This window comes from Halosimplex salinum, from assembly GCF_003730195.1.
GTDB classification, from domain to species: Archaea; Halobacteriota; Halobacteria; order Halobacteriales; family Haloarculaceae; genus Halosimplex; species Halosimplex salinum.
The window spans coordinates 377,224-389,777 of record NZ_QWGG01000004.1 but is presented as its reverse complement, the minus strand read 5'-3'; the positions used below and the strand labels follow the sequence as shown (position 1 = coordinate 389,777).

11 protein-coding genes are annotated in these 12,554 nt (G+C 70.3%); all 11 read left to right on the top strand.

All coding sequences use genetic code 11. The features are described 5' to 3' along the window. Nucleotides 1–280 precede the first annotated feature (280 nt). The 11 genes from D1409_RS13200 (at nucleotide 281) to D1409_RS13150 (ending at nucleotide 12,425) form a co-directional block, all read left to right on the top strand. Nucleotides 281–859 (top strand): hypothetical protein, encoded by a 579-nt coding sequence (locus tag D1409_RS13200; RefSeq protein WP_123537450.1) that lies wholly within the window; start codon nucleotides 281–283, stop codon nucleotides 857–859. Further along, a complete protein-coding gene (locus D1409_RS13195) occupies nucleotides 856–1,551 on the top strand; it encodes a QcrA and Rieske domain-containing protein (protein WP_123537449.1) in 696 nt (231 codons plus the stop codon). Before D1409_RS13200 ends, D1409_RS13195 begins: the two co-directional genes overlap by 4 nt. Nucleotides 1,552–1,553: 2 nt before the next feature. Continuing rightward, nucleotides 1,554–3,038: a cytochrome b gene (locus tag D1409_RS13190; RefSeq protein ID WP_123537448.1), complete on the top strand. Its 1,485-nt coding sequence runs from the start codon at nucleotides 1,554–1,556 to the stop codon at nucleotides 3,036–3,038. Next, nucleotides 3,031–3,240, top strand: coding sequence for a hypothetical protein (locus D1409_RS13185; RefSeq protein WP_123537447.1), 210 nt, complete (start codon nucleotides 3,031–3,033; stop codon nucleotides 3,238–3,240). Before D1409_RS13190 ends, D1409_RS13185 begins: the two co-directional genes overlap by 8 nt. After that, on the top strand, nucleotides 3,233–6,514 hold the full coding sequence (locus tag D1409_RS13180; RefSeq protein WP_206425048.1) for a molybdopterin-dependent oxidoreductase: 3,282 nt from the start codon (nucleotides 3,233–3,235) through the stop codon (nucleotides 6,512–6,514). The genes D1409_RS13185 and D1409_RS13180 overlap by 8 nt, the downstream gene beginning before the upstream one ends. Then, nucleotides 6,511–7,629, top strand: a complete 1,119-nt coding sequence (gene narH, locus D1409_RS13175; RefSeq protein WP_123537446.1) for a nitrate reductase subunit beta — start codon at nucleotides 6,511–6,513, stop codon at nucleotides 7,627–7,629. The genes D1409_RS13180 and narH overlap by 4 nt, the downstream gene beginning before the upstream one ends. 184 nt (nucleotides 7,630–7,813) lie before the next feature. Next, nucleotides 7,814–8,656, top strand: a complete 843-nt coding sequence (locus D1409_RS13170) for an ethylbenzene dehydrogenase-related protein (protein WP_123537445.1) — start codon at nucleotides 7,814–7,816, stop codon at nucleotides 8,654–8,656. 14 nt (nucleotides 8,657–8,670) lie between these two features. Next, nucleotides 8,671–9,417, top strand: a complete 747-nt coding sequence (locus tag D1409_RS13165) for a molecular chaperone TorD family protein (protein WP_123537444.1) — start codon at nucleotides 8,671–8,673, stop codon at nucleotides 9,415–9,417. Nucleotide 9,418: 1 nt separating this feature from the next. Continuing rightward, the gene (locus D1409_RS13160; protein WP_123537443.1) at nucleotides 9,419–10,306 is read left to right on the top strand and encodes a phosphate ABC transporter permease; all 888 of its coding nucleotides are present in this window, start codon (nucleotides 9,419–9,421) and stop codon (nucleotides 10,304–10,306) included. Beyond that, complete coding sequence (locus tag D1409_RS13155) at nucleotides 10,296–11,141, top strand: HEAT repeat domain-containing protein (RefSeq protein WP_123537442.1); 846 nt, start codon at nucleotides 10,296–10,298, stop codon at nucleotides 11,139–11,141. The genes D1409_RS13160 and D1409_RS13155 overlap by 11 nt, the downstream gene beginning before the upstream one ends. A 27-nt stretch (nucleotides 11,142–11,168) precedes the next feature. Further along, entirely contained in the window at nucleotides 11,169–12,425 is a 1,257-nt protein-coding gene (locus D1409_RS13150; RefSeq protein ID WP_123537441.1) for a P-loop NTPase, read from the top strand. Nucleotides 12,426–12,554: the final 129 nt, after the last annotated feature.

Genomic DNA, 12,554 nt, shown 5'->3' with positions numbered 1-12,554 from the left:
CCCTCGTTCCGGGACCGCCCCTCTCAGTAGTCGGCGACTGGCAGGTCCCCATCTCCGATCCCCAGTAGCGAGTATAGTTATGGATATTCCCATATTCGCCCACAGATTGTACAATTTTACTTATCATACGACCCATAATTGGATGTATTTAGAGATAGTTCGGAATTTCGTTCCAAGATTTAAGTAGACACCACTCGATGCATCGCGTGTGTTTCGTTACCGCCCCACAGTCGCCCGGAGACGCATTCACGCGCAACCAGAGGACGCGGTGGGAGGATGAATGAGGTGGCCTGTCGTCGTCATCGGCGTCCTCGTCGCGGCGGTGCTACTACCGATGTGGGTCATCGCGATCCAGGGGGAAGCCGGGTCGGAGGAGGTGGAGATAGACCGCGGCGTCAGTGAGATCCGACCGCTGGACGGGTTCCTCGACACGCCGAACAAGCTCTCGCCGAGCCAGGTCGGAGTCATCGTCTGGGTCGCGCTGTTCGGGCTGTACGGGGTCGTCGCCGTGGCCCACCGGTTCGTGAACGAGGCCGTTCGGCCGGCTGACGACGCGGCCGTGGTCGCCGACGGTCGCGGGTCGGCGTCGAGCTGGTTCGACACCGAGGACCGGTGGGTCGTCGAGTACGCCGACGCGTCGGAACAGGTCGAGGGGATCGTCGCGATGGGCGGGCTGACGGTGCTCGCTATCGCGTTCGCCGCGCTGTTCACCGGCGAGTACTTCACCCTCGCGAGAACGCAGTACTTCGGCGTGTACGCCGCGGGCATGTTCTTCTCGCTCGCCGGGCTGACCGTCGCCTACTACGCCTGGTTCATGCCCCACGTCGAGGTCGTGGAAGAACGGGAGCACGCGAGATGACCGACGACGACATCGACCCCCAGGCCATCGCGGACATCGACTGTCCCTGTACGTACCGGGCGGTGACCGACGGCGGGACCGGCCCCACCGACACCAGCGACGGGCCGCCAGACGAGACCGGGCCCGAGGGCGACGGCGACGACGGCCGGTTCGAGCGGCGCGACGTCGCAAAGTTCCTCGCGACGGTCGGCGGGCTGACGGCCGTCGGCAGTCTCGCCGCCCCGCTCGCCGGCCTCACGCAGGTGTTCGAGCGCGGGTACTCGGGTCCGGTGTACACCGACAACGTGGCGCTGGTCGACGAGGAGGGCGAACCCGTCGAGGAGGGGCGGCTGAACCCTGGCGAACAGATGACGGTGTTCCCGGAGACGAACCCGGGCATCGAGGACGCGCCGACGCTGCTCGTCAGGTTCGAGGAGGGCGAGTACACCGACGCGACGAACGCCGAGTTCACGGTCAGCGGCTACGCCGCCTACTCGAAGGTGTGTACCCACGCCGGCTGTATGGTGTCCAACCGCGAGAACAGCACGCTGGTCTGTCCGTGTCACGCCGGGAAGTTCGACCCGCTCTCGGGCGCGCGCGTCGTCGGCGGGCCGCCGCCGCGACCATTGCCCCAGCTCCCGCTCGCGCTCGCCGACGAGGGGTACCTCGTCGCCACCGGTGACTTCCCGAGCCCGATCGGGGTGGAGGACTGACCATGGCCGGCCGCCTCCGCCGCGTCTACGACTGGTTCGACTCCCGACTCGACCTCGTGACCGAGTCGGAGTACCTCGGGAAGGCGTTCCCCGCCGAGGACTCGTTCCTGCTCGGCGAGGTGGCGCTGTTCTGTTTCCTCGTGCTCGTGCTGACGGGGATGTTCCTCGGCTTCTTCTTCGAGCCCTCGACCTCGGACGTCGAGTACGACGGGAGCGTCGACCGGTATCAGGGCGAGCAACTCCCGGAGGCGTTCGTGAGCGTCCTCAACATCACCTACGAGGTGCCCTACGGGATGTTCCTCCGGCGACTCCACCACTGGGCGGCCCACCTGTTCGTCGCCTCGCTGTCGCTCCACATGCTGCGCGTGTTCTTCCAGGGAGCCTACGCCAACCCCAGAGAACCCAACTGGGTGATCGGCGGGACCCTCGCCATCTCGTCGATGTTCGCCGCTTACACCGGCTACGCGCTCCCCTACGACGAGTTCGCCAGTACCGCGACCGGTATCGGGTACAGCATCGCCCAGTCCGTCCCCGTCGTCGGCGAAATCGCTTCACAGGTCGTCTTCGGCGGCGAGTACCCCTCCAGCGCGACGCTCCCGCGCTTCTACTTCATCCACGTCTTCCTGTTACCAGTGGTGATCGCGGGGCTGATCGCCGTCCACATGGCGATCCTCGTCCGGCAGAAACACACCGAGGCGCCGCGGGAGGCCGACGTCACGACCGGCCGGAAACCCGTCGACCGGACCGACGACCGCGTCGTCATCGGGCTCCCCGCGTTCCCGAACCAGGCCGCGATCAGCGCCATCGTCTTCTTCATCACGCTCGGGGCGCTGTCGCTGCTGGCGGGGTTCCTCCCCGTCCACAACGTCGCCGAGTACGGCCCGAACGACCCGGCGTCGACGCCCGCGCTCATCATGCCCGACTGGTTCCTGATGTGGGTGTTCGGCTTCCTGAAGCTCATGCCGTCGTGGCTGAGTTTCACCGTCCCGGGGACGGACATCCACGTCAGCACGGAGTTCCTGAGCGGCGTGGTACTCCCGGGCATCGTCTTCGGGCTCCTGTTCGCCTGGCCGTTCATCGACCGGTACGACGACCAGCGCCACTTCACGATGGACCCGCTCGCCCGACCGTGGCAGACCGCGGTCGGCGTCACTGGCGTCGTGTTCATCATGATCGCCTCCATCGCCGGGATGAACACGATCGTCGCGGACATCACCGGGCTGTCGACGGGGACGATCAACCCGATACTCCTCGGCGCACTGATCGTCGGCCCGCTCGTCGCCGGCGCGATCACGTACGTCTCGCTCGTCCGCTACGACGCCGAGGACCCGACCGACGAGGGGCGGAAACCGATGGCGACCGACGGCGACGGCCGACCGGCGGACGGCGGTCAGCCCGGAGGCGACCGACCGGCCGACGACCGTCCGCTCGACGGCGACGCGGACGACCGTTCCGGCGCCCCGCCCGGAGGTGACGCCGATGAGTGAGCGGCCGGTCGCGTCGATCGCGCCGCGGACCTACCGCTGGCTCGACCGCCTGACGAAACTCGGCGGCGTCGCGCTCGTCGCGGCTGGTCTAGAGGCCGGCGGCGGGACCGCGACGGGGCTGATCCTGGGTCTGAGCGGCGCGGCGCTCGCGACGAGTACCGTCTTCCTGACTATCGATTCCAGCGAGTCTACCGATGAGTGACCACCACACCGACGACGACCCGCACAGCCAGTCAGACCAGGCGGCCGACGGCGGCCGCGTCCCCTCGGGGGACCCCGAGCAACTCGGCGAGCCGGCCGACGGCGACGGGCGACCGGAGTCCGAGAGCGGCGGTCGCGCGAGTTCGCTCGGCGGAGACGGCGTCGACCGTCGCGACTTCCTGAAGGGCGTGGGCGCGACGGCCGCCATCGGTGCGAGCGGGACCGGCCTCGCGGACCAGCTGTTCCAGATGGACGGGCTCCGGGCCGTCGACGACACCGACTACCTCGGGAACTACCAGTACCGCGACTGGGAGGACTTCTACCGCGAGCGCTGGGACTGGGACGACGTCGCCCGGAGCACGCACGGCGTCAACTGCACCGGGTCGTGCTCGTGGGAGGTGTACGTCAAGAACGGCCAGGTGTGGCGCGAGGAGCAGGCCGCCGACTACCCGCAGTTCGACGAGGACGTCCCCGACCCGAACCCCCGCGGGTGCCAGAAGGGCGCCTGCTACACGGACTACGTCAACGCCGACCACCGGGTGAAGTACCCGCTCCGGCGCGTCGGCGAGCGCGGCGAAGGCCAGTGGCAGCGCATCTCCTGGGACGACGCGCTCACCGAGATCGCCGAGAAAGTCATCGAGGAGGTGCAGGCCGAGCGCTACGACGCTATCAGCGGGTTCACCCCGATCCCGGCGATGAGTCCCGTCTCCTTCGCGAGCGGTTCCCGGCTCATCAGGCTGCTCGGCGGCGTGAGCCACTCCTTCTACGACTGGTACTCCGACCTGCCGCCGGGCGAGCCGCTGACGTGGGGCGTCCAGACGGACAACGCCGAGTCTGCCGACTGGTACAACGCCGACTACCTGATGGCCTGGGGGTCGAACGTCAACGTCACGCGCATCCCCGACGCGAAGTACTTCCTCGAGGCCGCGTACAACGGGACCAAGCGCGTCGGCGTCTTCCCCGACTACTCCCAGACCGCCATCCACTGCGACGAGTGGCTCTCGCCCACCCCCGGGTCGGACATCGCCCTCGCGCTCGGGATGGCCCGGACCATCGTCGAGGAAGACCTGCACGACCCGGCCCACCTGAGAGAGCAGACCGATATGCCGCTGCTCGTCCGCGATGACACCGGGAAGTTCCTCCGCGCGAGCGAGGTCGAGGGCCTCGGCGACGACGCCGGCGACCCCTCCAAGGTGTTCGTCATGGCAGACGGCGACGGCGGGCTCCGGACGGCCCCGGGTTCGCTCGGGAACCGCGCCGGCGAGTACGACCCCGAGTCGAGCATCGCGCTCGACTTCGACCCCCCGCTGGAGGCCGAGCGAGGCGTCGACACCGCTGACGGCCGGGTCGAGACACGGACTGTCTGGCAGAACCTCCTCGAGGAGCTCTCGCAGTACACGCCGGAGTTCGTGTACGACGAGACCGGCGTCGGGCGGACGACCTACCAGCGCGTCGCCCGGGAGTTCGCCGAGGCCGAGCGCGCGAAGATCATCCACGGCAAGGGGGTCAACGACTGGTACCACAACGACCTGGGCAACCGCGCCATCCAGTTGCTCCTCACGCTGACCGGGAACCTCGGTCGACAGGGCACCGGCTTCGACCACTACGTCGGCCAGGAGAAGATCTGGACCTACAACGGCTGGTCGGAGCTGGCCTTCCCGGTCCCGGGACGCTCGGTCGCTACCGCGCTGTGGACCTACTACCACGGCGGTATCCTCGGGGAGGTCGACGACGACACCCGCGAACGCATCCAGGAATCGATCGATCGGGGCTGGATGCCGGTGTACCCCGAACGCCGCGAGAACGGGGCCCGTCCCGACCCCTCGGTCATGTTCATCTGGCGAGGCAACTACTTCAACCAGTCCAAGGGGGGCGTCTCGATCGAACAGAACCTGTGGCCGAAGCTGGACCTCGTCGTGGACATCAACTTCCGAATGGACTCCTCGGCGCTGTACTCCGACATCGTGCTCCCCGCGGCGAGCCACTACGAGAAGTACGACCTCAACATGACCGACATGCACTCGTACGTCCACCCGTTCACGCCGGCGGTCGAACCGCTCGCGGAGTCGAAGACCGACTGGCAGATATTCCGCGAACTCGCCGAGAAGATCCAGGAACTCGCGACCGAGCGGGACCTCGACCCGGTCGACGACCGGTCGTTCGACCGCCAGATCGACCTGACGACGGTCCACGACGACTACGTCCGCGACCAGCTGAACGACGAGGCCGGCGCGCTGGCCGAGGATCGGGCCGCCTGCGAGTTCATCCTCGAACACTCCGAGGAGACCAACCCCGGCAGCGTGTCGGGGGACGACGCCGAGTCGGCGCCCGCGAGAGGCGGAGCGGAGGAAGACGCGACCGCCGAGGGCACCGACGGAACCGAGACGTCGTCGGGCGGCGACGACACCGACGACGCTGGCGACGGAACCGCCGCCCGGACCGGCCAGGGCGGGCGGATCACGTTCGACGACATCGACGAGCAGCCCCGGCGGTTCCTCGCCGCTGGCGACCACTGGACCTCGGACATCGAGGAGGGAGAAGCGTACACGCCGTGGAAACGCTTCGTCCAGGACAAGGAGCCGTGGCCCACGTTCACCGGGCGCCAGCAGTACTACATCGACCACGACTGGTTCCTCGAACTCGACGAGGAGCTACCGACGCACAAGCGCCCGTACGAACCACAGGACCCCGAGGAGTACACGCTGCGATACAACACGCCGCACGGCCGGTGGTCGATCCACTCGACGTGGCGGGACAACGAGACGATGCTCCGGCTCCAGCGCGGCGAACCGCTCGTCTATCTCCACCCCGACGACGCCGCAGAGCGAGACATCGAGGACGGCGACCTCGTCCGGGTGTACAACGACACCGACGAACTGGAGCTCCAGGCGAAGGTGTATCCGAGCAGCGAGCCGGGAACCGCGCGGATGTACTTCGCCTGGGAGCGGTTCCAGTTCGAGAGCCGCGGCAACTTCAACACCCTCGTGGACATGTACATGAAACCCACGCAGCTCGTCCAGTACCCGGAGGACAGCGGCGAACACCTCTCCTTCCGGCCCAACTACTGGGGCCCGACCGGCGTCAACAGCGACGTCAACGTCGAGGTCGAGCTCGTCGAGTCGATGGACCGCAGCTGGCTGGAGTCCGACGACGCGGACAACGTCAGCGGCGACACCGACGACGAGGTCGACGGAGCCGACGGGGAGGCGGAGACCCCGACCGCCACGGACGGCGGCGGTGATGACGGTGGCGGCGACGGGGGTGACGGCCAGTGAGTTCCGACTCGCAGGAGACGGAGACGGAGACGCAGACCGGGACCGAGTCGGGCGCCGGCGCGACGGTCGAACTCGCGGACGGCGTCGAGCATCAGGTCGCGATGGTGATGGACCTGAACAAGTGCATCGGCTGCCAGACCTGTACGGTCGCGTGCAAGACGCTCTGGACGGAGGGCGGCGGCCGGGAGTACATGTACTGGAACAACGTCGAGACCAAGCCCGGTCGCGGGTACCCCCGCGACTGGGAGGAGAAGGGCGGCGGCTTCGAGTCCGCCGAGCAGGCGAACCAGGAGGACGTCCACGGCGAGCGCGAGGTGGGCGAACTCCCCTCGGCGGAGGACTGGGGGCGCCCCTGGGAGTTCAACCACGAGGACGTCATGTACGACGGGAGCGACGAGTCGCTCCGGCCGCAGGGCCCGGAACCGGAGTGGGGGCCCAACTGGGACGAAGACCAGGGCGCCGGCGAGTTCCCCAACTCCTACTACTTCTACCTCCCGCGGATCTGCAACCACTGCACGCACCCCTCGTGTGCCGAGGCCTGTCCCCGAAAAGCGCTGTACAAGCGCGAGGAGGACGGTATCGTCCTCGTCGACCAGGAGCGCTGTCGCGGCTACCGCTACTGCGTCGAGGGGTGTCCGTACAACAAGGTGCACTTCAACGTCCTGAGCAAGAAATCGGAGAAGTGCATCTTCTGCTACCCGCGGAAGGAGGCCGAGGGGCCGGACGACGAGGTGCGCCCGCCGGCCTGCGCCACGGAGTGTCCGCCCCAGCTACGGCTCGTCGGGTTCCTCGACGACGAGGACGGTCCGATCTACAAGCTCGTCGAGGAGTGGGAGGTGGCGCTCCGGCTCCACCCCGAGTTCCACACGGAGCCGAACGTCTACTACGTCCCGCCGTTCGCGCCGCCCCAGCACGACGACGAGGGCGAGACGGTCGGCGTCGAGCGCATCCCGCGGACGTACCTCGAGGAGCTGTTCGGCGAGCAGGTCCACGAGGCGCTCGACACCATCGAGCGCGAGCGCGAACGCGTCGAACGGGGCGGCGAGAGCGAGCTGATGGAACTGCTGACGACGACCGACATGGCCGAGCAGTACCGGCTGGAGGCGTTCGAATGAGCGAACGGATCGGCGCGAATTCGGGCTCGTCGGAGCTGTGCTCCGACGGTGTTCGAGTGATGCGAGCGACAGCGAGCGAACTCGTGCTCGGGAGAGCTCTGCTCTCCCGGCGTTCGACGGTGAGTGAGCGCCGCCGAGACGGGGCGGCAACCCTTCGGCGCCGCGGCCGGGAGGTGTCCGGGCCGTGACCGACGACGGGCCGTCGACCCGGACGGTCCTGCTCGCCCTCGCCGTCGTCACCGTCGCCGCGGTGGCGCCGACGCTCGTCGCCGCCCGCCCGGCGAACGAGATCCCAGTGGAGGAGGACCCGCCCGACGCCGAGGCGCTGGCGGAACCGGCCGGAGACGCGTGGGGGCGCGTCCCGGCCGCCGACGTTGCACTCGCGAGCGCCGAGAGCTCGGTCCCGAACGCCGAGGACACGTCCGTCGAGGCGGTGACCGTCCGCGCCGCGCAGACGGACGGGTCGCTATTCGTCCGGCTCTCGTGGGACGACGCGACCGCCGACGCGTTCACGCCCGGAGCGGAGAACCGGACGCCCGACGTGACCACGTTCTGGGACGCCGCGGCGATCCAGCTGCCGGCGAACACGAGCGCCCACCCCGGCATCGCGATGGGGAGCGACCGGACGATGGTGAACGTCTGGTACTGGTCGGCGCCGAACACGAGTCAGGAACTCCTCGCAGGCGGGCCCGGTACGACGACGCCCGTCGGCGACCCCGCGGTCCAGACGAGCGCGAGCTACGAGGACGGCACGTGGCACGTCGTGTTCGAGCGCACCCTTCAAGTCGACGACGCGGGCGAGAACCGCACGACGATCGAGGGCGAGCGCGACGTGGACGTGGCGCTGGCGGTCTGGAACGGCTCGAACGCGGAGCGGTCGGGCCAGAAAGCCGTCAGCGAGTGGCAGTACTTCCCGCTCGGACCGGGAGCCGAGGGACCGCCGTACGCGACTATCCTCTGGATCGTCGCCGGCCTCGCGATCGCAGTCGTGATCGTCGCGACGGTGCTCGGCGTCCAGCGGACCTGACGGAGACCTCATCGATGACACCCGACACGACCGACGACCCGACCGAACCGACCGACGAATCGGACTCGCTACCACCGACGGTCGATCGCGCCGACCTGACCGTCGACCCCGGCGCCCGCGGCGCGGTCTACGCGCTGCTGGCGCGCGGGTTCGCCCACCCCGACGAGACGCTCCACGAGGCGCTCGCGACGGACGAACTCGCCGCGGAGGTCGAGTCGCTCCTCGACCGGACCGCCCTCGACGTGACCGCGGCGGTCGGGACGGCCGACCGACCACCGATCGGCACGGACGACGACTACGAGACGCTCTGTGCCCGGTACAACGACCTCTTCGTTGTCAGCTACACCGAGGTCGAGGACCGCACCGACGGGACCGAGTCGACGACGGCGCCGCCGGTCCCCCTCTACGAGTCGTCCTATCGGTCCGACGTCTCGTGGACCGACGTCAACCTCGACCTGATGCGCGCGTACGACTACTACGGGCTGGAGGTCGACCAGTCGGACCGCGACCACCACGACTTCCTCCGGTACCAGCTGGAGTTCGCCGGCTACCTGGCCCGCCGTGCGGCGGTCGCGGACGACGGCGCGCCCGCCGCGCGACTCGACTTCCTCGACCGACACCTCCGCGTCGTCACCGAGGGGGTCGTCGACGCGCTCGCGGACGAACCCGAGACGGGCGCGTACGGCGACTTCGCCCGGCTGCTCGACGCGTTCACCGCCGCCGACCGGCGCGACCTCGTCGAGCGCGTGGAGGGGGAGTGAGATGGCCGGGAAGTCCTGGCGGCCCGCGGTCCGCGCCGAACGGACCGGACGAACTCCGGGAGAGGACCGACGGTCGCAGGCCCGACTGGTCGCGGGCGCCGTCGCGCTGTTCGGTGCGGCCGCGGTCGCGGTCGTTCGGCTGGCTCGCAACGCGCCGGTCGACGCCGCGGTCCTCGCCGGAGACGGCGTCTACGGCGCCGCGACCGTCCTCGGCGTCGTCGGGTCCGCGACGGCCGCCGTCGCCGTCGGCGCCACGGCCACGGACGACTGGGAGCGCGTCGGCCTCGTCTCCGCGGGGTCGTTCGCGTTCCTGACGCTCGTCACCGACGCGGTGACCGTGCCCGCGGCGGGCGTCGTGGTCGCCGCCGGACTGCTGGCGCTCCGTCCGCGGACCGAACTGTGGTCGCGGTGGACGGCCGTCGCCGGCGGGTTCCTCCTCGCGCTCGCGCTCTCGCTGGGTGCGAGTTCGGGGCTCCTCCCCGCGACGGCGCGGGCCACCGGCACGGCCGCGACGCTGGTCGCACTCGGGGCGACGCCGCTCGTCGTCCACCCGTCCCGGTCCGCGCTGCTGGTCGGAGTCGGGGCCGCGCTCGCCGTCGCGGCCGCGACCCTGTCCGCCCCCTTCGCCGCCAGCGCGAGCGTGCTCGTCGTCGGTGCCGCGATCGACCCGCCGCTGGCCCTGCTGGCCGCGGGCGTCGGCGGCGCCGTCGCGACCGCAGTGAGCGGCGCGACGACCGGTCGAACGGCGACCGCTATCGGCGGGGCGCTCCTCCTCGCCGCGGGCGTCCCGGCGACCGTCCCCCGCGCGCTGGCCGTCGTCGTCGGCGCGAGGCTGGCGCTCGGCCCCGCCGAGTTGGCGACCGTCGGGGGTGAGGACGATGCCGTGTGACGGCGGCGACGGCGACCCCGAGGACGGACCGCCGGACCCACAGCTGGCACCCGAGCGGAGCCCAGGGTTCGGCGTCGACCCGGACGGCCTCGCGGACATCGAGGTGGACCGCGACGTGACCATCGGCGAGGCGACCCCCGAGGAGCTGATGGCCAGCGACACCGACCCCGTCGCGGACCACCCCCAGAGCGCCCTCCTCGAACAGGTGATCGACGGCGACCACGTCGAACGCCGGCGGGCGGCGCTGGCGCTCGGCGACGTCGAGACGCCCGACGACCGCGTGGTCGAGACGCTGGCGGGCGTCGCCCAGTCGGACGAGGACGAGGACGTGCGCCAGTTCGCGGTGGAGTCGCTGGGCAAGATCGGCGGGGAAGTCGCCGAACGGGCCGCGCTGGCCGTGACGAGCGACGACGACCCGTGGGTCCGCGCGGAGGCCGTCGTGACCCTCGACCGCCTCGACCGCGCGGCCCACGAGGACCGGATGGCCGAGGCGCTCGACGACGACCACCACGCCGTCCGGCGGAACGCGCTCATCTCGCTGTTCAAACACCGCGGGCAGGCCGCCGAGGAGGTCCTGGTCGAGGCGGCCGGCGACCCCAGCGAGCGCGTCCGCGAGTGGGCAGTCCACATGCTCGCGGGCGTCGACAGCGACGCCGCCCGCGAGCGGCTCCGCCGGGCCGCGGTCCGCGACGAGAGCGACGTCGTCCGGATCACCGCGGGCAACGCGCTCGACGAGGACCCCGCTCGCTTCCGGCGGTCGTTCCGCGGCGCGCTGTCCGAGGAGACGAGGGCGCTCCCCGGAGAAGACCTCCTCAACCGAACCCCCGACCTCTGACCGACGACGAAACGAGCCACCTGACCCATGTCGATCCCAGACACCCAACTCACCGAGCAGGTCGAAGCGGCGCTCCGCCGGGTCGAGGACCCGCGGATGGAGATGAACGTGTTCGAGGCCGGCCTCGTCGAGGACGTGCAGGTCGACGACGGCGACGTCGTCGTCGAGGTGGCGCTGGACGAGTTCGGTCCGCAGACCGGGACCGGCGTCACGAGAGCCATCCTCGCCGCCGTCTCGAACGTCGAGGGCGTCGAGGGCGCGCACGTCGAACAGGCGAGCGCGCCGTCGCTGGACGAGCCGGTCGCGATGGAGCAGGTCGACACCGTGATCGCCGTCGCGAGCACGAAGGGCGGCGTCGGGAAGTCGACCGTCGCGACGCAACTCGCCTGTGCCCTGTCGGCCGACGCCGACGCCGACGTCGCGCTGTTCGACGCCGACGTGTACGGGCCGAACGTCCCGTCGCTGCTGGGCGTCGAAGGGCCGATCCGCGCCGACGAGGAGGACCGGGCCGTCCCCGTCTCGGCGGGGCCGCTCCAGGTGATGAGCGTCGGCCTCATGACCGAGGGCGAGGGGCCGCTGGCCTGGCGCGGCGCGATGGTCCACGACGCGCTGACGGAACTGTTCGAGACGACCGCGTGGGACGACCCGGACGTGATGGTGGTCGACCTCCCGCCGGGGACCGGCGACGTCGCGCTGACGACGCTCCAGGAGGTGCCCGTCGACGGCGTCGTCTTCGTGACGACCCCGTTCCACACGAGCGTCGAGGACACCCGCCGGAGCCTCGACCTGTTCGAGGAGAACGGCGTCCCCGTCCTCGGCGCCGTCGTGAACATGGACCACTTCACCTGCGACTGCGGGCGCGAACACGACCTCTTCCCGCGCGGCGACGTCGCCGACGCGCTGGACGTGCCCGTCCTCGCGAGAATCCCGTTCGCACACGAGTTCCAGGAGCGGCCGACCCCCGGCGAGGCGCCCGAGGCGTTCGCGGATCTGGCCGCGGCGGTCGACGCGGCGGCGGCCGACGTCGACCGGATCGACGTCCCCGACGACGCGGTCGACCTCCGTGGTCAGCCCCCCGAGCGGCGCTACGACCTCGTCCGCGAGGCCGTCGAGGAGAGAGCCGACGGCGAGTCCGTCTACCTCGTCAGCGACCGGGACCCGGCGCCAGCGGGGGAGTTCGTGGTCGAACTCCTCGGCGAGTCAGGCGACCCGGCGGACGTGCTCTCGGAGTTCGCGGTCGAGCGGCGTGGCCCCGACGAGTGGGTCCTCGCGGCGACGCCGTGACCGGCACCGCTCCGGGTCGGCGCGGTTGCCGGTCCGGGTTGTCGCGCCCGCCGGTCCGAGACCAACCGAGCGATCCCGCTCGGTCACCCACTCAGTACGGCGGCGACCTACCCGCCACTGTGTCGTTTG

Bases quoted from the DNA above. Each gene is read 5' to 3' on its own strand.
- D1409_RS13195 (WP_123537449.1), top strand. From the start codon at position 856: ATGACCGACGACGACATCGACCCCCAGGCCATCGCGGACATCGACTGT.
- D1409_RS13185 (WP_123537447.1), top strand. From the start codon at position 3,031: ATGAGTGAGCGGCCGGTCGCGTCGATCGCGCCGCGGACCTACCGCTGG.
- D1409_RS13190 (WP_123537448.1), top strand. From the start codon at position 1,554: ATGGCCGGCCGCCTCCGCCGCGTCTACGACTGGTTCGACTCCCGACTC.
- D1409_RS13160 (WP_123537443.1), top strand. From the start codon at position 9,419: ATGGCCGGGAAGTCCTGGCGGCCCGCGGTCCGCGCCGAACGGACCGGA.
- D1409_RS13155 (WP_123537442.1), top strand. From the start codon at position 10,296: ATGCCGTGTGACGGCGGCGACGGCGACCCCGAGGACGGACCGCCGGAC.
- D1409_RS13200 (WP_123537450.1), top strand. From the start codon at position 281: ATGAGGTGGCCTGTCGTCGTCATCGGCGTCCTCGTCGCGGCGGTGCTA.
- D1409_RS13165 (WP_123537444.1), top strand. From the start codon at position 8,671: ATGACACCCGACACGACCGACGACCCGACCGAACCGACCGACGAATCG.
- D1409_RS13150 (WP_123537441.1), top strand. From the start codon at position 11,169: ATGTCGATCCCAGACACCCAACTCACCGAGCAGGTCGAAGCGGCGCTC.
- D1409_RS13180 (WP_206425048.1), top strand. From the start codon at position 3,233: ATGAGTGACCACCACACCGACGACGACCCGCACAGCCAGTCAGACCAG.